The organism is Streptomyces sp. NPDC053367 (assembly GCF_044545925.1).
Lineage (GTDB): Bacteria > Actinomycetota > Actinomycetes > Streptomycetales > Streptomycetaceae > Streptomyces.
Map to the genome: position 1 here is coordinate 221,809 of NZ_JBITYN010000010.1, position 22,221 is coordinate 244,029.

Here is a 22,221-nt window from a genome sequence, read left to right on the forward strand (position 1 = left end):
CCCTCAGAGGTTGCCGAACTCGGCCCGCAGGTCCGCGGCCGTAGCGCCGGAGCTGATGCGGTCACGGATCTCGTTCTCGCGCGCCGCGACCCCGCGGGCGCTCTCCAGCACGGCCTTGGCGCTGCCCGAGGGCACGGTGGCCACGCCGTTCTCGTCGGCCACGACGATGTCGCCGGGGAAGATGACCTGGCCGCCGACCGAGACCGGCACGTTGACCTGGACCGGCTCGATGCGGTCGTGGACGGCACCGGGCGACTGCCGCGGGGAGGTGGTGCGGTACCAGACGGGGAAGCCGATGTCGCGGATCTCGTCGATGTCCCGCGCGGCCCCGTCGATGATCGCTCCGGCGATGCCGAACTTGTGGGAGACCGTGGCGGTCAGGCCGCCCCACATCGCGGTGGTGGCCACGCCGTGGCAGGCCATGACGATGACGTCGCCGGGCTGTGCCCGGGAGAGGATGGGCAGGGTGTTGACCCAGTCGTCGATCGACAGGTTGATGGTGAACGCGGGCCCGGCGATCTTCTGGTCGTGGCGGACGACCTGGAAGCCGCCGATGGCTCCGGCCCGTCGCTGGGCGTCGGTGACCACGCAGCTCGGGCTGTACTCGGCGAGCAGCTCGCGGAAGCCGTCGACGATGTCCTGCGGCGGCCGGGAGAGGTCGTTGTAGACCGTGTCCATGGGGGGTTGCTCCTCTTTGGGTGGGTGGATGGCCGGGGCCGGTGCGTCGGTCGTCGCGTTACGACCGCGTCCGGGCGCCGATCCGGGTGGCGAGCTTCTCGGCGCTCAGGCCGTGGGCGTCGAGGACCTCCGCCTCGGTGCCGCACAGCGGCACGTCGGTCAGGCCGATGCCGGTGAACGAGGGGGTGCGGTCGGTGCCGAGCTCCAGCAGCGCCCGGGCGATCAGGTCGGCCTGGCCGCCGTGCGTGTAGTGGTTCTCGACGACGAACAGCTCGTCGGCGCCCGCCGCCACCTCGTGCAGCCAGTCGGTGTCCACCCGGTTCAGCCAGGGCAGCGCCACCACGGTGAGGTCGACCCCGTCGGCAGCCAACAGATTCGCTGCGCGCAGCAGTTGGGTCAGCACGAGGGGACCGGAGCCGATCGCCACGGTCCGGCCGCCCTGCCGGACGACGCGGCCGTGCCCGGTCCGCAGCGGCTGCGCGCCGAGCGACTCCGCCTCCTCGGGGACCGGGGTGCTGACGAGTCTGAGGTAGACGCTGGTGTCGGTCTCGGCGCAGAACGCGACGGCGGCCTCGGTCTCGGCGGAGTTCGCCGGCTCCAGCAGGACGAGACCCGGTACGGCGCCCAGGGCGCTGATGTCGCGCACCGCCTGGTGGGAGTGGCCGGGAGCGGCCGGGACGAGTCCGGCGAGGGAGCCGACGTAGACGACCTTCCGGCGCTCGGAGGCGTTGGTGTACATCTGCTCGTTGGGCCGGGCGTGCAGGAAGCAGGAGAAGGAGTGCGCGAACGGCAGCAGGCCGCGCGAGGCGATGCCGCCGGCCATCGACACCATGTCCTGCTCTGCGATGCCGCACTCGACGAAGCGGTCCGGGAGGGCCTCGGAGAACGGGATGAGGCCGGTGTCGAGGACGAGGTCGGCGTCGAGCGCCACGATCCGCTCGTCGGTGCGCGCCCGGTCGAGCAGGGCGCGGCCGTAGACCTCGGGGAGCCGGGGTCCGGCCGCCTTGGCGGGCAGAATCGTTTCGGCAGTCGTCAGGGCGAGCGGGGGCAGGCCGTGGCGGCCGAGCAGATCGTCGACGGACGCCACCAGCTCCCGGTGCGCGCGCAGGTAGTCCTCGACGGCCGGCGCCCCGCTGTGGAAGCGGTAGCGCCACTCCCCCGGCGGCATGGAGGTGGCCGCGAAGGTGGCGCAGCCGGCGCCCTTGACGGTGTCGGCGATGACGACCGCGGGCCGGCCCGCGTACTCCGTCTCCCGCGTGCGGAAGGCGGCGTCGAGGTCCTTGGCGGAATTGCCGTCGCAGCGCAGCACGGCCCAGCCGAAGGAGGCGAACTTGGCCTCCAGGTCGCCGAGATCGCTCACATCGGCGACCCAGGTGTCCGACTGGATCTTGTTGTGGTCGACGATGACGGTCAGTTCGCCCATCTCGCGATGGACGGCCCCGGCCAGCGCCTCCCAGTTCTGGCCCTCCTGGAGCTCCCCGTCACCGGTGAGGACGTAGACACGGCGGTCGGCGCCGATCAGCCGGTCGGCCAGGATCATGCCCTTGGCCTTGGAGATGCCCATCCCGAGGGAGCCGGTGTTGGCGTGCATGTGCGGGAGGCTGACGTCGGGGTGCCCGGGCAGTCCGCCCAGCCTGCGCAGCCGGTGCAGCTTGTCCTCGGGCAGCGCGCCGAGGGCGATCAGTGCCGCGTAGAGGCCGGGCGCGTCATGGCCCTTGGACGAGAAGTAGATGTCCCCGTCGGGCTCGAAGGGCGAGCGCATCTCCTCCAGCAGCAGCCAGGCGACCGTGTCGGCGGCGCTGAAGCTGGAGCCCAGGTGGCCGGAGCCCGCGCGCATGATGCTGTAGAGGGTGTTGATGCGGGCGGCGTCCGCGAAGGCCTTGCTCCGGTCGTGACGATCGGGGATGCCGTTCAGCAGACGGGTGAACTCGTCGGCGGGCAGCCAGGCGAGAGTGGTGTTCATGACTTCTCCAGAGGTACGGGTGACGGACGCCGCCTCACCAGCTGACGTAGCCGCCGTCGACGAGCAGCTCGGTGCCGGTGACGTAGCTGCTCATGCCGGAGGCGAGGAACAGCAGCGGTCCGGTCAGGTCCGTGGGTTCGGCCATCCGCCGCAGCGGCACGCGTGCGCTGAACTTGGCCCGGAACTCCGGGTCCTGGCCGCCCAGCACACCGCCCGGTGACAGCGTGTTGACGCGGACGCCCGCGGGCCCCCACAGCGCGGCCAGATAGCGGGTCAGGGCGGCGGCGGCCGCCTTGGACATGCCGTACGCCGGCGGCTTGAGGAACGGCGGGTCCTGCGGCAGGTGCTCGTACAGGCGCGGGTCGGGCGCCATCGACCCGTACAGCGAACCGATGTTGATGACGGATCCCGCGCCCGCCTCGGCCATGGCGGTGCCGAAGACCTGGCAGACCCGTAGGACGCCCAGGGCGTTGACGTCGAGGACGGCGGCGGACACCTCGGCCGGGATGTCGCCGAACAGCCAGCTGTCGCCCGTGGCGGACGGCGGCTGGTCGATCCCCGCGTTGTTGACGAGGACCGTCGGCAGGCCGGCCTCGGCCCGGCACCGGGCCAGCGCGGCGCGCAGGCTCCCGGTGTCTGTCACATCGGCTTCCAGCAGGTGGAAGCGGTCGGTGTCATGGCGTTCGAGGACGGCGGCGAAGGCGTCCGGCACGGACGGTGTGCGGTCCAGGCCCACGACCCGGGCGCCGGCGCCGAGCAGGGCGTCGGTCCAGACGGCACCGAGCCTGCCGAGGACGCCCGTCACGACCGCGACCTGTCCCGTCAGGTCGATGTGTGCACTCATGGCGCGCTCAGCCGAGGTCGTCGAGCTTGATGTCCTCGTCCTCGGCGAGCGGCACCAGCAGGGGGCGGCCGACGAGCTCGTCGAGGACGTACGGCCGCAGGCCGTCGCCGGGCGACTTGATGGCGACGTCCTCGACGGTGAGGATCTCGCCGGCCGCCAGGTCGCGGGCCGCGACGAGCTTCTTGGCCATCTTGTGCAGGGCGGGCGCCTCGACCGGCAGCAGCTCCTTGACCGGGCTGCCCAGGGAGCGCCGGGTGCGCTCCAGGCTGTCGACGAGGTCCCGCAGGTGGCCGGCCTCCAGCGAGAAGTGGTGGTCGCTGCCGGGCATGGAGCGGTCCAGCGTGACGTGCTTCTCGATGACGCGGGCGCCCAGCGAATAGGCGATGACGCTCGACTCGGACTCGACGTCGTGGCCGGACAGGCCGACGACGACGCCGGGGAACTCCTCGCGATAGGTGCTGATGACCGAGAGGTTCAGCACGTCGGGCGTGGCCGGGTAGGCGGCGGTGCACTGGAGCACGGCGAGCTGGTCGTTCAGCGGCAGGATGGTCTCGACGGCGCGGCGCACGTCCGCCATGCCGGCGCCGCCGGTGCTGATGATCAGCGGGATGCCGGTCTTGGCCGCGTAGGCCAGCAGCGGTGTGTTCGTGAGGTCGCCGGAGGCCATCTTGATGGCCGGGACACCCAACTCGGCGAGGAAATCGACACTGTTGAAGTCGAAGGCGGTCGAGAAGAAGTCGATACCGGCCTCGGCCGCGACCTCGGCGAGGTGGCGGTACTCCTTCTCCCCGAATTCCACGGCCTCACGGTGCAATCCGTACGTGGCCCCGTAGCTGTTTCGGCCCGTGTAGGGCTGGTTGTACATCGCTTTGGTGAACAGCGACTTGTTGTCACGCTTCTGAAGCTTGGCGGCGTGCGCGCCGGATTCTGCGGCCATGCGCACGAGTTCCGCGGCCAGCCCGATGTCTCCGCCGTGGTTGTGACCGATCTCGGCTATGACATAGGCATCGGCACTGTCAGTGATGGTCTTGTTGCCGATAGTGATACTGCGCGACATTAACTATGTCCCCCGCATGCAAAATGGGTCCCCTGAAATCCCTCGGCGGGACGGGTCGCGAAACGGCGCACAGCTCCCCCGAGGCGATTGACCAGGCGAACGCTAGCATGATCTGATCATGGTTCAGCAACACCTAATTGGGCATCAAGTTCCGCCCCGGTCCCCCTCGTTGATGAATGACGCCGTATGCCCGAATTCAACGAACCTGTGCTGCACCGGGTTACCAGGAGCCGATTCCCAATACCCCAATCCTGCCTCACTCTTCAACGATTTGAGAGACACACAACTGTGAGCATCCTCCTACTGCACACGCGGAACCTGAGCCGCCGAAAGCACCTCGCCCGCGTGCGGGACTATGCACGGGAGCACGGCGAGCGGCTCCTGATGGTGATGAAGGACGCGACGTGGGAGGCGGACTTCGTCGACCGGGTGGTGGTGGCGGACACCGCCAGCATCGAGGAGACGGTCGCGGCGGCCACGCTGCTCGCCGCCGAGGAGACCGAGCCCATCCGCGGTGTCCTGACGTTCGTCGAGCAGAGCGTGCCGGCGGCCGCGGCCGTGGCGGCGGAGCTGGGACTGCCCTCGGTGGGCGAGCGGGCCGCCTATCTCGCGCGCGACAAGTACGCGATGCGCTCCGCCTTCGGCGCCGCCGGACTGCCGCAGCCGCGCTTCGCGCTCGCCCGTGACCTGGGCGAAGCGCGCGAGGCGGCCGTCGGCGTCGGATATCCGCTGGTGCTCAAGCCGCTCATCGGCGGGGGCAGCAAGTACGTGCGCCGGGTCGACGACGACACCGAGCTGGCCGAGCACTTCGACACCATCCGCCGCGGCGCCTGGACGGGCTTCACGCACGACCCGCTGCATGTGCGCACCAAGGACGAGTACGGCGAGGCCGTGCTGCTGGAGGCGTACGTCCCCGGCTCCGAGATCAGCGTCGAGTCGCTGGTCGTCGACGGGCAGACCCATGTGGTGGCCGTGCACGACAAGCCGCTGCCCATGGAGGGGCCCTTCTTCGAAGAGGTCTACTACACCACGCCGACCCGGCTGCCGCAGGAACTCGTGGCCCGCATAACGGCCGCCACCGACGAGGCGCACCGGGCGCTGGGCATCGACACCGGTGCCACGCACACGGAATTCCGGATCACCGCGGAAGGTGACCCGTACATTCTGGAGACGGCCGGACGGCTGGGCGGCGGCCCGGTTTATCAGTCGGTGCTCCTCAGCACTGGCATCGACATGGTCGAAGCTTTGCTCGATCTTTCCACTGGACGCCCGGTGGAGCTGGACCCGCCGCGGGCTCCGAAGCCCACGGGCTTCTATCTGTTCTTCGCCGAGCGAGCCGGTGAACTCGTCGGCGTGCACGGCATGGAAAAGGTCGAGGGCGACGAGCGCGTCAGCGAAATCGTGCTGTACGGGAACGTCGGCGACCGAGTGCTCGTGCCGCCGCACGCGTCGGCGGCCCACGGGCACGTGCTGTTCTCCGGCGAGACCGCCGAGGCCGTGGATTCCGGATTCCTGGAGTTCCGCGACGCGATATCCGTGGAGGTGCGGTGAAATTCCTCGTCCTGAACCGTACTCCGCTTTCGGGACGGCGCTTCCCGGAGTGGATCGGCGACGCCCATGAAGCGGTGCTCCTCACCGACGAGGCGGCGGTGTCGGCCGACCCGGAGACCCGCTCGGAGCAGCTCGCGGGATACACGCACGTGGAGATCCTGCCCGACTTCCACTTCAATCCCCTGGTCGAGCTGCACGCGCTGGACCTCCACCGGAAGCTGGGCTTCGACCGGGTGATCGCCCTGTCGGAGTTCGACATCCTGCGCGCCGCGCGGCTGCGGGAGCTGATGGGCCTGCCGGGGCAGGACGTGCCGAGCGCCGTCGCCTTCCGGGACAAGCTGCGGATGAAGGAGCTGCTCGACGAGGCCGGCGTCCCCGTGGCGCCGTACGCCCCGGTCGGTCATCTGGACGACCTGCTGGGCTTCCTCGACGAGCACGGCTTCCCGGTCGTGGTCAAGCCCCGCAGGGGCGGTGGCTCCATGGGAGTTCACGTCCTGCGGGACCGGGACGACCTGGCCTCGCTGCTGGCCTCCCACCGTGACCTCGGCACGGACGACGGCGCTCAGCTGCTGGCCGAGCAGTACATCGAGCACGAGCTGTTCCACGTCGACGGCATCGTCGCCGAGGGGCGGCCCCTGCTGATGTGGCCCTCGACCCAGGGCGACACGACCTGCCTGGACATCATGCGCGGGCGCGCGCTCCACAGCTGCCTGCTGGATCCGGACGATCCGCTGCTGGAGCCGCTGCTCGAACTCACCCGCCGCGCCCTGGCGGCCCTCCCGTCGCCCGGCACGTTCATGTTCCACGCCGAGGTCTTCCGCGACCCTGCGGGGCGGCTGGTGTTCAACGAGGTGGCGAGCCGCATGGGCGGCGGGATGATCGAGCACGTGCTCCAGCTCGGCTTCGGCGTCACGCTTCCCGAGGTGTACGTGCGGTCGCTGGCCGGGCACGACGTCCCGGCGGTCCCGGGCGCGCCGGAGCGGATCGCGGGCCTCTCACTCTTCCCGCCGCGCCCCGGCACGCTGCTGGCCGTCCCCGACACCTGCCCGGTGCCCGGCATCAGCGCCTACCACAGGCACGCCGAGCCGGGAGCGGTGCTGAAGCCCGCCCAGGTGAGCGTGGAGAAGATCGGCTCGGTGCTGGCGACGGGAGCCACCCGGGCCGAGGTCGAGACGTCCTTGGCCGAGGCCCTGGACTGGTTCGAGCGCTCCACGGTGATCCACCCGGACGGCGACCGGCCCGCCCCCGCGGGCTGAGCCCTCCCCCCGCACGCGGCGCCTGGCAAGGCCACCGGCCGGGCGCCGTCACACGGGTGCCTGCCCGACTCCCGGCTCCGCGGGCCGTGGCCGCCCGGGCGGGCGGAGCGGGGCGGAACCGGGACGACGTCGGCCCTCCCGGGCGAGAGGAACCCCAGCCGCCGCACGGCTGGGGTTCCTCGGGACGGTGCGTGTCGGTGAGTCGGGCAGGTCAGCGCTGCAGGGTGAGGACGCCCGGCCGCCACGGCAGCTTGTTGTAGTCGCCGCCCGCCGTGGGGGACTTGCCCTGGTAGAGGAACTGGAGGTTGCAGGGGTCGATGGTCATGGTCTGGTCGGGGTTGTTGCGGACCAGGTCGCCGTGGCTGATGTCATTGGTCCAGGTGGCACCGCTGTTGGCCTTGCCCGCGAAGGGGTTGCTCTCGGTGGCGGCCTGCGGGGTCCACGAGCCGCTCAGGCTGGAGGCCGTGAAGGAGCGGAAGTAGCGCCCGTTCGCGCCCATCGCCTCGACGATCATCAGGTACTGGTTCTGGCCCTGGACCTTGTACACCTGAGGCGCCTCGAAGAGGTTGGCCTTCGTGTCGCTCATGATCGTCGTGTACGACGAGCCGAAGTTGCCCGGGAAGTTCCCGATCGGCATGCTCGCGCGGTAGATCTTGCCGTTGTCACCGGCGAAGAACAGGTACATGTTCTGGCCGTCGGCGATCAGGGTCTGGTCGATCGGGCCGGTGTCGGAACCGGAGATGCTCCCGGTGAACAGCGGCTGCGGGGCGGACCAGCCGTTGGGGTTGGTGGGGTCGCTGGACGTGCGGTAGATGAAGGGCCAGGAACCCCACTGGTACGCCAGCACCCAGATGTTCTTGGGAGCGAAGTAGAACAGCGTGGGCGCCACCGCGGCCTGGTTCATACCGGTCTGCCCGGCCGACGCCATGTCCGACCAGTTGGTGAAGGGACTGAACATCATCGAGCCGTACGACGACCCCGAGAAGTTGGACGCGTAGACCAGGTGCTTGCCGTTGTGCGTCACGGTGGTGAAGTCCTTCACCGCGGCCCACCCGTTCGCCGGCTGCGCCAGCACACCCGTGGACGTCCACCGGTACGTCGACGGCAGGGCACACGTGCCGCCGCCCGGCGCGGACAGGCCGGTCCACTTCTGGTTGCTGCCGCCGTTGCACGTGCCGATCTGCACCGCCGTGCCGTTGGCCGTACCGGCGCCCGCGGTCTCCAGGCACAGCCCGGACTCCACGCCGACGACCGTGCCGTCGGAGTTCAGGCGCCACTGCTGGTTCGCTCCGCCGGAGCAGGTCCAGATCTGCACCCGGGTACCGGGCGTGGTGGCATGGCCCGGGACGTCCAGGCACTTGCTGCCGTACACGGTGAGCTGGTTGCTGTCCGTCAGCGTCCACTGCTGGTTGGTCCCGCCCCAGCAGTCGTAGATCTGCAGGGACGTGCCGTCGGTCTGGCTGGCGCCCGGCACATCGAGACACCGGCCGGAACCAACACCGCGCAGGGCCCCGCTGGAAGCCGCCTGGGCCGGGGCGGCGACGAGCAGCGCCGCCAACGCGGCCAGGGCCGCGACCACGGCGGCGAGCACCACGGACGGATGCCTGCGGCTGAAACTTGCTCTGTGCATCGGGACTTCCTCAACCTTGAGTAGGCGGTTCCGGGTCGGCCTCGTCAGAGGTCTGCTCATCAGAGGTCTGCTCATCAGAGGTCTCCTCATCAGAGGTCTTCCGGACTGTCGGTGTGGTGCGGTTGTTGTGCAGCGGCAGCCTGTGAGCACCCGGCGCCCGGTTGAGCTTGGCAAGGTCATGACATACGGCTACGGGCGGCGTGATCCAGAGGTGCCCTGTTGTGCGTCGAGCAGTCGTTCTGTTCGTAATTTCGAACAATGGTCGATGTATCGAGCGAACTGAATGATAGGGAACCGGTGGACGGCGTCAATACCTCTCGCACGTATCGCCGTCATCACCGAAATATTTCGCGACCCTTACGCGGGAAACGACGCAGGTCACCCCACCGGCCGACCGCAGCGCACGACACTCGATGCCGGGACCTCAATAAAGTGCCCCTTGACAGCTGCCGCACACCCACCCTGAGCCATCCCTGGACTGCAGCCTTGCCGTGTCCACTCACGGCAGGGCCGGGAGCACCTCTCTGCATCTCTGTATTCCGAAAGTTTCGAGCAATTCACAGAAACTTTTTCTGCGGAGAGTATTGACGACCCGTCACCTCCACCTCAATCATCCCTGTCTGAGAAACCGGGCTCGGTTCGAGCTCGCGAACCCCATGGGCTGCCCGCCCGCCGTGCGTCACCCGGTCGGCCGGCCGGGTACGGCCCGCCCCGTCCGTCTGCCGAGTGGGAGCGGACGACGCAACTCCCGCGCTTCAGTCCTTCCGTGATCTCTACCTTGGAGGCACAGTCATGGGCTCCAATGCCCTTCCCAGGCCCCTCGCCCGCCGGAAGATCCGCGGCCTGCTGCCGGCGCTGCTCGTCGGCGTCCTCGGTGCGGCCGGCGCCCTGGCCGCGCCACCGGCCGCGCACGCCGCCGAGAGCACGCTCGGCGCCGCGGCGGCCCAGAGCGGCCGCTACTTCGGCACCGCCATCGCCTCGGGCAGGCTGGGCGACTCGACGTACACGTCGATCGCGAACCGCGAGTTCAACATGGTGACGGCCGAGAACGAGATGAAGATCGACGCCACCGAGCCGCAGCGAGGCCAGTTCAACTTCACCGCCGGCGACCGCGTCTACAACTGGGCCGTGCAGAACGGCAAGCGGGTGCGCGGTCACACGCTGGCCTGGCACTCCCAGCAGCCCAGCTGGATGCAGAACCTCAGCGGCAGCTCACTGCGCCAGGCGATGATCGACCACATCAACGGCGTGATGGGCCACTACAAGGGCAAGATCGCCCAGTGGGACGTCGTGAACGAGGCCTTCGCCGACGGCAGTTCGGGAGCCCGGCGCGACTCCAACCTGCAGCGCACCGGCAACGACTGGATCGAGGTCGCCTTCCGCACCGCGCGCGCCGCGGACCCGGCCGCCAAGCTCTGCTACAACGACTACAACATCGAGAACTGGACCTGGGCCAAGACGCAGGGCGTCTACAACATGGTCCGGGACTTCAAGCAGCGCGGCGTGCCGATCGACTGCGTCGGCTTCCAGGCGCACTTCAACAGCGGCAGCCCGTACAACAGCAACTTCCGCACCACCCTGCAGAGCTTCGCCGCCCTCGGCGTCGACGTGGCCGTCACCGAGCTCGACATCCAGGGCGCCTCGTCCTCGACCTACGCCGCCGTGACCAACGACTGCCTGGCCGTCTCGCGCTGCCTCGGCATCACCGTCTGGGGCGTGCGCGACATGGACTCCTGGCGGTCGGGTGACACGCCGCTGCTGTTCAACAACGACGGCAGCAAGAAGCCCGCCTACACCGCGGTCCTCAACGCGCTCAACGGCGGCTCCACCACGCCCCCCGCGGAGGGCGGACAGATCAAGGGCGTCGGTTCCGGCCGCTGCCTGGACGTGCCCAACTCCAGCACCACGGACGGCACCCAGCTCCAGCTGTGGGACTGCAACACCGGCACCAACCAGCAGTGGACGTCCACCAGCGCCGGCGAGCTCAGGGTCTACGGCAACAAGTGCCTGGACGCCGCCGGCACCGGCAACGGCGCCAAGGTCCAGATCTACAGCTGCTGGGGCGGCGACAACCAGAAGTGGCGCCTCAACTCCGACGGATCCATCGTCGGCGTCCAGTCCGGTCTCTGCCTCGACGCCGTCGGAGCCGGCACCGGCAACGGCACCCTGATCCAGCTCTACTCCTGCTCGGGCGGCAGCAACCAGCGCTGGACCCGCACCTGATGGGACCTGCCGCGCACGAGGGGGCCGGATCGCTGAAGACCCGCGGTACGGCCCCTGCGACAAGGCATCGCTGGTGGTCCCGGGTCGCCGCCGTGGTGGCGGCGACCCTGGCGATCGGCGGGCTCGCCGCCGTGAAGCCGGTGCCCGCCGAGGCCGCGACGGTGGACACCAGCGCCTGGTACGTCCTGGTCAACCGCAACAGCGGTAAGGCGCTGGACGTCTCGGGCGCGTCCACCGCCGACGGCGCGCGGGTCAGCCAGTGGACGCGCAACGACGGAGCCAACCAGCAGTGGCAGTTCGTGGACTCCGGCGGCGGGTTCTACCGCCTGAAGGCCCGGCATTCGTCCAAGGTCCTCGACGTGGCCGGCGCCTCGACGGCGGACGGCGCCGCGATCCAGCAGTGGTCCGACCACAACGGGGCCAACCAGCAGTTCCGCCTGGCCGACTCCGACGCGGGCCACGTCCGGCTGATCAACCGCGCCAGCGGCAAGGCGGTGGAGGTGCAGGGGGCTTCCACAGCTGACGGCGGCAACGTCGTCCAGTACACCGACTGGGGCGGTGCCAACCAGCAGTGGCAGATGGTCAAGCTGTCGTCCGGTGGCGGAGGCGGATGCGGCGGCGCCCCGGCGCTGGCGAGCGGTACGCACACCATCCAGAGCGGCGGCAGGAGCCGCAGTTTCATCCTCAGGGTCCCCGCCGACTACGACAGCAGCCACCGCTATCGGCTGATCTTCGCGTTCCACTGGCGGGGCGGAACCGCCGGCGACGTCGCCTCGGGCGGCACGAGCGGGACCGCCTGGTCCTACTACGGCCAGCAGGAACAGTCCGACAACAGCGCGATCCTCGTCGCCCCCCAGGGCCTCGGCAACGGCTGGGCCAATACAGGCGGTGAGGACGTCACCTTCGTCGACGACATGATCCGGCGCATCGAGGGCGGACTCTGTGTCGACCCGGCACAGCGTTTCGCCACCGGATTCAGCTGGGGCGGCGGCATGAGCTACGCGCTCGCGTGCAGCCGGGCCAACGTCTTCAGGGCCGTCGCGGTCATCTCCGGCGCCCAGATCAGCGGATGCAGCGGCGGCACCCAGCCCATCGCCTACTTCGGAATCCACGGCATCAACGACTCCGTCCTGAACATCGCGCAAGGCCGGTCCCTGCGCGACAGGTTCGTCGCCAACAACGGCTGCACCCCCCAGAGCCCGCGGGAGCCCGCCCCGGGCAGCCGAACGCACATCACCACCACCTACGCGGGCTGCCGTGCCGGATACCCGGTGCAATGGGCCGCGTTCGACGGCGACCACATACCCGGCCCCGTCGACGGCTCCTCCGGCGAAAGCGGCGTCACCACCTGGACGAAGACAGAGATCTGGAGGTTCTTCGCACAGTTCCAGTGACCCACCCGCACCCCGCACTGGACCCGAGTGGAGTCAGGATGATCCTGGCTCCACTCCGTCCTGCCATGGTGCCGCTGGGCACCCGGATGCCGGCCGCCAGGGCGCGGTCGCGGTCGAGGCCCCGTCAGCGCGCTCCTGACGAAGCTGCGCGACAGCAGGTCACTGGCCCTTGGTCGTGGGCTCAAGGATCGCGACGCACTCGACGTGGTGGGTCATGGGAAACAGATCGAACGCCCGCAGCGTCCGCACCCGGTACCCGCCCTCCCGGAAGTACGCGATGTCGCGGGCCAGGGCCGCCGGGTCGCAGGCGACGTAGGCGATGCGCCGGGCGTCCAGCTCCGCGAGGTGGGCGACCGTCTTGCGGCCGGCGCCGGCGCGGGGCGGGTCGAGGACGATGAGGTCGACCTCGGTGATGCCGGTGCGGGGCAGGACGGCGTCGACCTTGCCCTGCTCCACGCGGACGCGGGGGAAGTCGGCCAGGTTGTGGCGGGCGTCCTCCACCGCGCGCTTGCCGGACTCGATGCCCAGCACCGCGCCCTTGTCGCCGATGCGGTCGGCGAGCGCGCCCGCGAACAGGCCGACGCCGCAGTAGAGGTCCAGGCACATGTCGCCCTTGCGCGGGAGCAGGCCCTGCATCACCGCGGTGACCAGGGTGTCGGCCGCCTTCGGGTGCACCTGCCAGAAGCCGCCGCTGCCGACCCGGTGGGTGCGGCCGTCCGCGCGCTCGCGCACGAAGGGGCGGCCGTGGACGCGGTGGACGCCGCCGGACTTCTCGTCGACCCGCATCACGGAGACCGGCTTGTCCAGCTCCACCAGGGGCAGGCGGGCGCCCGGCCGCGGCGTGAGGATCACCTGGCGGTCCTGGCTGCCCGTCGCCGCGATCGCCTCCACCGACTCCATGCCGGTCCAGTCGCGCTGCTCGACGCCCAGCTCGCTGACGCCCTCCGCGGCGATCATGCAGTGCTCGATGCGCTCCACCTCGTGCGAGCGGTGGCGGCGCAGCCCCGCGTGGCCCTCGGCGTCCACGGCGTACTGCACGCGCGTGCGCCACTGCGGCACCTCGCCCGCGGGGAGCTTGTCGCCCTCGGCCGGCATCACCGTGCCGTCCCAGCCGGCCTCCTCCGGGGTGAGCCCGGCGAGCCGCTTGAGCTGCTCGGCGACGACCTCGCCCTTGAAGCGCCGCTGGGCGCCCGGCTTGGCGTGCTGCCAGTCGCAGCCACCGCAGCGGCCGGGGCCGGCGTAGGGGCAGGGCGCCTCGATGCGGTCCTTGGACGCCTCCAGCACCTCGACGGCGTCGGCCCGCAGGAAGCGGTCCCCGTCCTCGCCCTCGGTCACCCGTGCCACGACCCGCTCGCCGGGCAGCGCGTGCCGTACGAACAGCACCTGCCCCTCCGACGTGCGGGCGATGCAGTGCCCGCCGTGGGCGACCGGGCCGACCTCGACCTCGTACACCTCGCCCACCAGCGACTTCTTCGGTTCTGCCTGCATGGCGGGCGACTCCAGATCGGGAAACGTACGGGCGGGAGGGCCGCGGCCCCCTGTCGCGGGACGGCGACGCCCACCCTCGCGGGACAACAGCCCACCAGTCTACGTCGTCCGGCGCGGCCCTCCCGCCGCCGTGGCCGGCGGACAGCGCCGGGGCCGCTCACTCCTTGGTGCTGTGCTCCTTCTCCCGCTCCTGCGCGGGCCCCCGCCGCACCGAGCCCGGCGCGTTCCACTCGGAGCGCTTGCGAGCGCGCTTCTTGGCGGCCTCGGAGGACTGGAGCTGGTACGGGACCGAGGTGACCATGATGCCGGGCGTGAAGAGCAGCCGGCCCTTCAGGCGCAGGGCGCTCTGGTTGTGCAGCAGGTGCTCGTACCAGTGGCCGACGACGTACTCGGGGATGATCACGGACACCGCGTCGCGCGGCGACTCCCGGCGCAGGCTCTTGACGTACTCGATGACCGGCCGGGTGACCTCGCGGTAGGGCGAGTCGAGGACCTTCAGCGGTACGTCGATGCCGCGCCGCTCCCACTCGTCGCGCAGCGCCTTGGTCTCGGCCGGGTCGACGTTGACGGTGAGCGCCTCCAGGGTGTCGGAGCGCATCAGCTTGGCGTAGGCGAGGGCGCGCAGGGTGGGGCGGTGGATCTTGGAGATCAGGACGACCGAGTGCACCCGGGAGGGCCGCACGCTGTCGTCGCTGGGGCCTTCGGGGGCGGCGATCTCGGAGGCGACCCGGTCGTAGTGGCGGCGGATCGCGGTCATCGTGACGTAGAAGATCACCATGCCGAGCAGGGCGACCCAGGCGCCGTGGGTGAACTTGGTGATCAGCACGACGACCAGCACCAGGCCGGTGAAGAAGGCACCGAAGGCGTTGATCGCGCGGGAGCGGACCATGTGGCGGCGCTTGGCGGGGTCGCGTTCCTCGGCCAGGTGGCGGTTCCAGTGCCGGACCATGCCGATCTGGCTGAGCGTGAAGGACACGAACACACCGACGATGTACAGCTGGATCAGCCGCGTGGAGTCGGCGCCGTAGATCCACACCAGCAGGGTGGCCGCGCCGGCCAGGAGCACGATGCCGTTGGAGAAGGCGAGCCGGTCGCCGCGGGTGTGCAGCTGGCGCGGCAGATAGCGGTCCTGGGCGAGGATCGAGCCGAGGACGGGGAAGCCGTTGTAGGCGGTGTTGGCGGCGAGGAACAGCACGAGCGCGGTGGCGGCGGCCAGCACGATGAACAGGAAGCTGCCGTTGCCGAAGACGGCCTCGGCGACCTGGGAGATCACCGGGTGCTGGATGTAGTCCGCCCCGACCGGTACGCCGTCGTCCAGCAGGTCCTTGGCGGGGTTCTCGGCCATCCGGACCTCGGACACCATCGCGAGGGCGATGATCCCGCAGAACATGGTGACGGCCAGCAGGCCCATCATCGCCAGCGTGGTGGCGGCGTTCTTCGACTTGGGCTTGCGGAAGGCCGGGACGCCGTTGGAGATGGCCTCCACACCGGTGAGCGCGGCACAGCCGGAGGAGAAGGCGCGCAGCAGCAGGAAGACCAGGGCGAAGCCGGCCAGGCCCTGGTGCTCGGGCTCGATCTCGTAACCGGCGGTCGGCGCCCGCAGGGTGTCGTCCAGGACGAGCCCGCGGAAGGCGCCCCAGGCGATCATGACGAAGACACCCGCGACGAAGACGTACGTCGGGATGGCGAAGAGCGCGCCGGACTCCTTCACACCGCGCAGGTTCATCAGCGTCAGGAGCACGATCACCCCGATCGCGCAGAGCACCTTGTGCTCGACGACGAACGGGACGGCGGAACCCAGGTTCTCGATGCCGGAGGAGATGGAGACGGCGACCGTCAGGACGTAGTCGACCAGCAGGGCGCTGGCGACGGTGAGCCCCGCCTTGGGGCCGAGGTTGGTGTTGGCGACCTCGTAGTCGCCGCCGCCGCTGGGGTAGGCATGCACGTTCTGCCGGTAGGAGGCGACCACCGTGAACATCAGCACGACGACCGCGGCGGCGATCCAGGGGCTGAAGTGGTAGGCCGACACGCCCGCGATGGACAGGACCAGCAGCACCTCGCCGGGCGCGTACGCCACGGAGGACAGCGGGTCGGAGGCGAAGACGGGAAGGGCGATGCGCTTCGGCAGGAGCGTTTCTCCGAGCCGGTCGCTGCGCAGAGCGCGCCCGATGAGAATCCGTTTGGGCACGTCGGTCAGTTTGGACACAACAGAACATCGTAAGGGCTCGAACAGCAGAGCGCTCACCGGCCCACCGTCTTGTGCCTCACGAGTGAAATTCGGCCGCCGGACCAGCCAGGTGCTCACGCCCCCGAGGCGTCTTCATGCCTATATGACAAGACCGTCCACCACGCCCCGTCCGTCCGGCTACGACAGGGCGTTCACCCACTTCGGAGCCCCTCCATGGCCACCGCCGCAGAACTCATCGGCGCCACCGCCGCGCTCATCGCCCTCACGATCCTGACATTCGCCAGTGTGCGCAGTATCAGCCGTCGCTGAGCGGGGCAGACCGTGCACGGGGGTGCCGTCCGCCGACCGTGCGTGTGTAGCTTGGTCGGCGGTCTGAGACCCTGTTTTGAGCGTTTCAGCCAAGTCAGCAACTTTGGACACCGGAAGGACGGTCGTGCACATCGTCATCATGGGCTGCGGCAGAGTGGGTTCCGCTCTCGCCCAGACCCTGGAGCAACAGGGGCACACGGTCGCGGTGATCGACCAGGACCCCACCGCCTTCCGCCGGCTCGGCTCCTCCTTCGGTGGCCGCCGCGTCACCGGCGTCGGCTTCGACCAGGACACCCTGCGCGAGGCCGGCATCGAGGAGGCGGGCGCGTTCGCCGCGGTCTCCAGCGGCGACAACTCCAACATCATCGCCGCCCGCGTGGCCCGGGAGATGTTCGGCATCGAGAACGTCGCCGCCCGGATCTACGACCCCCGCCGCGCCGAGGTCTACCAGCGCCTGGGCATCCCGACGGTGGCCACGGTCCGCTGGACGGCCGACCAGATGCTGCGCCGGCTGCTGCCCTCCGGCTCGGAGGCCCTGTGGCGTGACGCCACCGGCGGCGTCCAGCTCGCCGAGGTGCACGCCTCCCCCGCCTGGGTCGGCCACAAGATCAGCCGGATGCAGGAGGAGACGGGCGTCCGCGTGGCGTTCCTGACCCGCCTCGGCGAGGCGATGCTGCCCACCTCGCAGACGGTGCTGCAGGAGGGCGACCTGGTGCACGTGATGATGCGCACCGACGAGGTCGAGAAGGTCGAGGCTGCGTTCGCCGAGGGTCCGAAGGAGGGCGGTCACTGATGAGGGTCGCCATTGCCGGTGCCGGCGCGGTCGGCCGGTCGATCGCCGGTGAACTGCTGGAGAACGGCCACGAGGTCCTGCTGATCGACAAGGCCCCCACCGCCATCTCCGTCGAGCGCGTCCCGCAGGCCGAGTGGCTGCTGGCCGACGCCTGCGAGATCACCTCCCTGGACGAGGCCGCGCTGCAGCGCTGCAACGTCGTCATCGCCGCGACCGGCGACGACAAGGTCAACCTGGTCGTCTCGCTCCTCGCCAAGACGGAGTACGGCGTCCCGCGCGTGGTCGCCCGCGTGAACAACCCCAAGAACGAGTGGCTGTTCAACGAGTCCTGGGGCGTGGACGTCGCCGTCTCCACCCCGCGCCTGATGTCGGCCCTGGTGGAGGAGGCGGTGAGCGTCGGCGACCTGGTCCGGCTGCTGCGCTTCAGCCACGGCGACGCCAACCTCGTGGAGCTGACCCTGCCCGAGGAGTCGGCCCTGGCCGGCACCCAGGTGGGCGACGTGGAGTGGCCGCAGGACACGTCCCTGGTCACCATCATCCGCGGCACCCGCGTCCTGACGCCGTCCAAGGACGACTCCCTGGAGGCCGGCGACGAACTCCTCTTCGTGGCCGCCCAGGCCCGCGAGGAGCAGCTGGAGGACCTGCTGTCGGTCCGCCGCGACGACACCGCCGACTGAGTTCTCGTACGACGACGAAGGGCGCCCCGGCAGCACGGCCGGGGCGCCCTTCGTCATGAGGCGCGGGGGCGAGCGCGGGCCCGGTCCTCGTCGGGAGGCGCGGGCCGCGCGGGTGCGGGGCTACTCCGCCGAGCGGGCGGCGGCCTCGCGCTCCTTCTGCTCCTGCTCGGCCTTCTCCGCGGCCTCCATCTCGGCGAACACGTCGATCGGCGCGGGCGCCTTGGCGAGGAACACCCACGTCAGATAGACGGCGAGCAGGAAGGGCGGGATCTTCAGGGCGACCAGGACCCAGCCGAGCTGGGTGGTGTCGGCCCACCAGTACAGCGGGAAGAGGATCGCGCACTTGGCGAGCAGGATCAGGCCCCAGGCCCAGCTGGCCTTGGCGTACGCCTTCTTGCGGCCGGGGTTGCGGGTGCGCCAGGAGAGGTTCTCCTTGAAGACCGGGCCGAGGATCAGTCCGATCAGCGGGACCCCGCACAGGGTCGTGACGATGTACGCCAGCGCCAGGCCCAGCGTGTAGAGCATGCCGGGCAGATAGAAGTCCTTGGCGTTGCCGGTCATCATCGCGAAGACGACACCGAAGGCCACGCCGAAGACACCGCTGAAGGCGTGCTTGACGGTGTCCTTCATCACGAGGCGGACCACGACCAGGACCAGCGACACCGCGAGCGCGGCGATCGCGGACATGTGCAGGTCCTTGTTGATCGTGTAGATCGTGACGAAGAGGAGGCCGGGCACCACCGTCTCGACCATGCCGCGCACGCCGCCGAACGCCTCGAAGAGCGCGGCCTCCGTCACCGCCCTCGAATCGTGGGCATCCTGCTGGGCGTCCTGGGTCGGCTTGTCGAGTGACGTCACCGGCTACTCCCGTCCGAGCGGTCTCAGTTCGTATTTCGGGTTGAACAGCACCCGGCGGCCCCGGCTCATCGAGACCCGCCCGGACGCGATGAGTCTGCGTCCCGGCTCTATCCCGACTATGGAGCGCCGGCCCAGCCACACCACGTCCAGGGCGGCGGAGCCGTCGAACAGCTCGGCCTCCAGGGCGGGCACGCCCGCGCGGGGGCGCAGGGTGACGGTGCGCAAGGTACCAGTAACGGTGACGACCTCGCGGTCGTGACAGTCGCCGATGCGGGTGCAGCCCGTGGTCTCGGCGTCCTCTCGCAGCTCCTCGGACTCCAGGTCCTCCTGCGACGAGGAGAGCCGGTCTAGCATGCGCCGGAACCGGCCCACCGGCTTGTCGGATCGAGGAACAGCACTCATGTCTGAAGGGTACCGGGCGCCACCGACACGCCGGGACCCCCGCCCCGAGCCGCCCGGCGGGGGCTCAGCCTTCGGTGATCTCGCCGTCGCTCAGCTCCAGCACCCGGTCGGCCAGGCCCAGCAGGGTCGTGTCGTGCGTGGCGACCAACGCGGTGACGTTCTCGCTGCGTACGACCGCCCTCAGCAGCTCCATCACGGCGTGCCCGGTCTCCACGTCGAGCTGGGCGGTGGGCTCGTCGGCGATCAGCAGGGCCGGGCTGTTGGCGAGGGCGCGGGCGATGGCAACGCGCTGCTGCTGGCCACCGGAGAGCTCGCCCGGCCGCTGGGCGGCGTGGTCGGCGAGGCCGACCAGGGCGAGGAGCAGTTCGACGCGTTCCTCGCGCTCGTGCACCTCGGCCCGGCGCAGCCGCAGCGGCACGCCGACGTTCTCGGCGGCGGTCAGGATCGGGAGGAGCCCGAAGGACTGGAAGACGAAGCCGATGCGGTCCCGGCGCAGCTCCAGCAGCCCCTGCTCGCCGAGCCCGGACAGCTCGCGCCCGTCGACGACGACGCTGCCCCGGTCGGGGGTGTCGAGCCCGCCGACGATGTTCAGCAGGGTCGTCTTGCCCGAGCCGGAGCGGCCCTTGAGGGCGACCAGCTCGCCGGGGCGCAGCTCGAAGGAGACGCCGCGCAGGGCGTGGACGGCGGCGGCACCGGTGCCGTAGGTCTTGTGGACGTCGGCGACGCGCACCATGGTCTCGGTGACGACCTGGCTCATGATCTGCCTCCCCCGTGGGCCGGGCGCCAGTATCACGGACCGGCACCCGGCCGATCAACGGTTCAGCCGGGGTTGTCCCCGTGGGTGAGGGTCTCCCAGGCGACGAAGAGGTTGTTGCTGCCGGCCGGACGGCCTCGTTCCGTCAGCGCCTGGGTGTTGGTCATGGGGATGCCGAGCCGGTTGTGCAGGGCGTTGTGGCCGACCTCGGTGACCGGGCCGAGGCCGAGGTGCAGGGTGCCGCCGCAGAGCCAGCTGGGGGCGGCGGTGCCGAGTTCGTACTTCGCCTGGAAGCCGAGCGCGTGCCGCAGCCGCTCGCCGACGTCGGTGCCGTACAGGTCCTGGCCCTGGATGCGGCTGGTCTCGGCGATGTGGGAGATCGCGGAGATGCCGTAGCCGGTGTGGGTGAGGTCGCGGCAGGTCTCCTGGGTGAGGCCGGTGACGAAGGTGGTCTGGCCCTGCCAGTACTTGACGATCTTGTCGCGGGTGTCGAGGTTCTGGCCGGGCACGGTCTTCGGCAGCTCGCCGTCGGAGGCGAGGTAGACGTAGGCGGCCGTGCGGGTGCGGAACTTCTGCATGGCCTTGTCGTAGGACGCCTTGTCCTCCAGGAAGACGGAGATCCCGACGGCGGCCTCCATCATCGACAGCTCCCAGTTCCCGTTGGAGTGGGAGCCGTTGATGATCTCCGGGAGGTAGACGTCGCGCAGCATGGTCGCGAAGCGGCCCGCGTTCGGCCAGCCGCCGGTGTAGGTGTGCTTGATGATCTCGGCGGCTTTCGGCCAGGAGGAGCCGGCCCAGCCGGTCTGCAGGGGTGCGTTGCTGTTGGTGTGGTCCTGGATGACGGCGGACCAGGCGTCCATGAGCTGGATGGCCTTCTGGGCGTAGCGCGCGTCGCGGGTGATGTACCAGGCGAGCGCGTCGGTGTACGCGGCGATGGCGTCCTCGCGCTCGTCGGTGCAGCCGTAGTCGGGGTTGGAGTACGAACCGCACTCGACTACGGCGCGCGGTTTGGGCACGCGGTTCAGGTCGGCGTACTTGCTCGCCGTCATCTGGTCGAAGGCGCCCTTCCAGGGCTGGGCGCCGGCCAGGACCTTGGTGCGGGCGAAGTCGAGCTGGCCGCGGGAGACGGTGACGCCGGGGTGGGCGAAGGCGGTGGGGGCGGCGGCCGCGGGCTGCTGCGCGAGGACACCGCCGAGCAGCAGGGCGGTGACGGTCGCGAGGAGGGTGGTCCGGTGGGGGGATCGGCGCACGACAGCTCCGTTCTCATATATGAACACGGGGCGCTCCGTTGAATGCGGTGTCCGAGAACGTAGGTCCAGACCAATCGCGCGTCAAGGGTCCGCGCACGAGAAAGGGCCGCACCCCACGGGGTACGGCCCTTGCCCTGATGCGTGTCAGCGGACCTCGGTGATCTCCGGGCCGCGCTGGAGCTGGCCCATGCCGCCGGAGAAGCGCGAGCCCTCCTCCTGCTGCTGGACGCCCTCGGGGATCATCTGCGCGTCGTTCGGCAGCTTCAGGACGATCGGGTCGCGGGGCGCCATCGGGCCCTCGCCGCGTACCACGACCGTGTCGCGGAAGATCTGCTCCAGCAGCCCGGCCGCCTGCGGCTGCACCGCGCCCTGACCCGAGATCACACCGCGCAGGAACCAGCGCGGCCCGTCCACACCGACGAACCGCACGACCTGGAAGCCGCTGGTGCCGTCGGGCAGCTGCACCGGCACCTGCGCGCGCAGCTCCCAGCCGAGGGGGCCCTCGACCTCGTCGATGATGCCGCCCTGCTGGGTGATGCCGGCGCCGATCTCCTCGCGCACCTCGGCCCAGATGCCCTCGCGCTTGGGAGCGGCGAAGGCCTGCAGCTGGATGGCGCTGTCGCGCAGCACGACCGTCGCCGCGACGATCGCGTCGCCCGCGACCTCGACCCGCAGCTCCATGCCGTCGACCCCGGGGACGAAGAGGCCGCCCAGGTCGACCCGGCCCTCGCCGGGCTCGCGCACCTCGCTGCTGTCCCAGGGACCGTCGGGGCGCGGCTCGGGCTCGAGCCTCACGCGCTCGCGACCGGCGGTCTCGTCCGCCTCAGTGTCGACGCTGTCGACGACCTGCTCGGCCTCGCCGGCCGCGCCCTCGGCGGCATCCCTCTTCTTGCGACGTCCGAACAC

The 22,221-nt window shown here is 70.3% G+C and carries 18 protein-coding genes; 6 read left to right on the forward strand and 12 right to left on the reverse strand.

The window, feature by feature from the left end:
• Positions 1-3: 3 nt before the first annotated feature.
• Genes ACIGXJ_RS27775 through ACIGXJ_RS27790 form a run of 4 tightly spaced genes read right to left on the reverse strand, consistent with a single transcriptional unit; the run spans position 4 to position 4,542 of the window.
• Positions 4-678: an RraA family protein gene (locus ACIGXJ_RS27775; RefSeq protein WP_399650687.1), complete on the reverse strand. Its 675-nt coding sequence runs from the start codon at positions 676-678 to the stop codon at positions 4-6.
• 58 nt (positions 679-736) lie between these two features.
• Positions 737-2,641 carry a transketolase C-terminal domain-containing protein gene (locus ACIGXJ_RS27780; RefSeq protein WP_399650689.1) on the reverse strand — a complete coding sequence of 635 codons (1,905 nt, stop codon included), beginning with the start codon at positions 2,639-2,641 and terminating at the stop codon, positions 737-739.
• 34 nt (positions 2,642-2,675) lie between these two features.
• Positions 2,676-3,485: an SDR family oxidoreductase gene (locus ACIGXJ_RS27785; protein ID WP_399650692.1), complete on the reverse strand. Its 810-nt coding sequence runs from the start codon at positions 3,483-3,485 to the stop codon at positions 2,676-2,678.
• A gap of 7 nt (positions 3,486-3,492) precedes the next feature.
• Positions 3,493-4,542, reverse strand: a complete 1,050-nt coding sequence (locus ACIGXJ_RS27790) for an N-acetylneuraminate synthase family protein (protein ID WP_399650694.1) — start codon at positions 4,540-4,542, stop codon at positions 3,493-3,495.
• A 345-nt stretch (positions 4,543-4,887) separates the two neighbouring features.
• On the opposite strand from ACIGXJ_RS27790, the gene ACIGXJ_RS27795 reads away from it, so the two are divergent.
• Complete coding sequence (locus ACIGXJ_RS27795) at positions 4,888-6,093, forward strand: ATP-grasp domain-containing protein (protein WP_399650696.1); 1,206 nt, start codon at positions 4,888-4,890, stop codon at positions 6,091-6,093.
• Positions 6,090-7,349, forward strand: coding sequence for a hypothetical protein (locus ACIGXJ_RS27800; protein WP_399650698.1), 1,260 nt, complete (start codon positions 6,090-6,092; stop codon positions 7,347-7,349). Before ACIGXJ_RS27795 ends, ACIGXJ_RS27800 begins: the two co-directional genes overlap by 4 nt.
• A gap of 211 nt (positions 7,350-7,560) precedes the next feature.
• Here ACIGXJ_RS27800 and ACIGXJ_RS27805 read toward each other — a convergent pair whose 3' ends face one another.
• The gene (locus ACIGXJ_RS27805; protein WP_399650701.1) at positions 7,561-8,979 is read right to left on the reverse strand and encodes a non-reducing end alpha-L-arabinofuranosidase family hydrolase; all 1,419 of its coding nucleotides are present in this window, start codon (positions 8,977-8,979) and stop codon (positions 7,561-7,563) included.
• A gap of 792 nt (positions 8,980-9,771) precedes the next feature.
• Between ACIGXJ_RS27805 and ACIGXJ_RS27810 the strand changes: the two genes are divergently transcribed.
• Positions 9,772-11,202, forward strand: a complete 1,431-nt coding sequence (locus tag ACIGXJ_RS27810; protein WP_399650703.1) for an endo-1,4-beta-xylanase — start codon at positions 9,772-9,774, stop codon at positions 11,200-11,202.
• Positions 11,203-11,294: 92 nt separating this feature from the next.
• Positions 11,295-12,596, forward strand: coding sequence for an RICIN domain-containing protein (locus ACIGXJ_RS27815; RefSeq protein WP_399651009.1), 1,302 nt, complete (start codon positions 11,295-11,297; stop codon positions 12,594-12,596).
• A gap of 159 nt (positions 12,597-12,755) precedes the next feature.
• Here the strand turns inward: ACIGXJ_RS27815 and ACIGXJ_RS27820 are convergent, their stop codons facing one another.
• Positions 12,756-14,084 (reverse strand): class I SAM-dependent RNA methyltransferase, encoded by a 1,329-nt coding sequence (locus tag ACIGXJ_RS27820; protein ID WP_399650706.1) that lies wholly within the window; start codon positions 14,082-14,084, stop codon positions 12,756-12,758.
• A gap of 157 nt (positions 14,085-14,241) precedes the next feature.
• The gene (locus ACIGXJ_RS27825) at positions 14,242-16,290 is read right to left on the reverse strand and encodes an APC family permease (protein WP_399650708.1); all 2,049 of its coding nucleotides are present in this window, start codon (positions 16,288-16,290) and stop codon (positions 14,242-14,244) included.
• Positions 16,291-16,705: 415 nt separating this feature from the next.
• On the opposite strand from ACIGXJ_RS27825, the gene ACIGXJ_RS27830 reads away from it, so the two are divergent.
• Together ACIGXJ_RS27830 and ACIGXJ_RS27835 are read left to right on the forward strand one after the other, a co-directional pair.
• Positions 16,706-17,374 carry a potassium channel family protein gene (locus ACIGXJ_RS27830; protein WP_399650710.1) on the forward strand — a complete coding sequence of 223 codons (669 nt, stop codon included), beginning with the start codon at positions 16,706-16,708 and terminating at the stop codon, positions 17,372-17,374.
• On the forward strand, positions 17,374-18,051 hold the full coding sequence (locus tag ACIGXJ_RS27835) for a potassium channel family protein (RefSeq protein ID WP_399650712.1): 678 nt from the start codon (positions 17,374-17,376) through the stop codon (positions 18,049-18,051). The genes ACIGXJ_RS27830 and ACIGXJ_RS27835 overlap by 1 nt, the downstream gene beginning before the upstream one ends.
• 120 nt (positions 18,052-18,171) lie before the next feature.
• On the opposite strand, the gene ACIGXJ_RS27840 is transcribed toward ACIGXJ_RS27835, so the two are convergent.
• The 5 genes from ACIGXJ_RS27840 to ACIGXJ_RS27860 all read right to left on the reverse strand — a co-directional run bounded on the left by ACIGXJ_RS27840 (position 18,172) and on the right by ACIGXJ_RS27860 (position 22,221).
• On the reverse strand, positions 18,172-18,909 hold the full coding sequence (locus tag ACIGXJ_RS27840) for a DUF3159 domain-containing protein (protein WP_399650714.1): 738 nt from the start codon (positions 18,907-18,909) through the stop codon (positions 18,172-18,174).
• Positions 18,910-18,912: 3 nt separating this feature from the next.
• Positions 18,913-19,311 (reverse strand): OB-fold nucleic acid binding domain-containing protein, encoded by a 399-nt coding sequence (locus tag ACIGXJ_RS27845; RefSeq protein WP_399650716.1) that lies wholly within the window; start codon positions 19,309-19,311, stop codon positions 18,913-18,915.
• Between the two features lie 64 nt (positions 19,312-19,375).
• Positions 19,376-20,068: an ABC transporter ATP-binding protein gene (locus tag ACIGXJ_RS27850; RefSeq protein ID WP_399650719.1), complete on the reverse strand. Its 693-nt coding sequence runs from the start codon at positions 20,066-20,068 to the stop codon at positions 19,376-19,378.
• A 62-nt stretch (positions 20,069-20,130) separates the two neighbouring features.
• Positions 20,131-21,315, reverse strand: coding sequence for an alginate lyase family protein (locus tag ACIGXJ_RS27855; RefSeq protein WP_399650722.1), 1,185 nt, complete (start codon positions 21,313-21,315; stop codon positions 20,131-20,133).
• Between the two features lie 144 nt (positions 21,316-21,459).
• On the reverse strand, positions 21,460-22,221 hold the full coding sequence (locus ACIGXJ_RS27860; protein WP_399650723.1) for a DUF3710 domain-containing protein: 762 nt from the start codon (positions 22,219-22,221) through the stop codon (positions 21,460-21,462).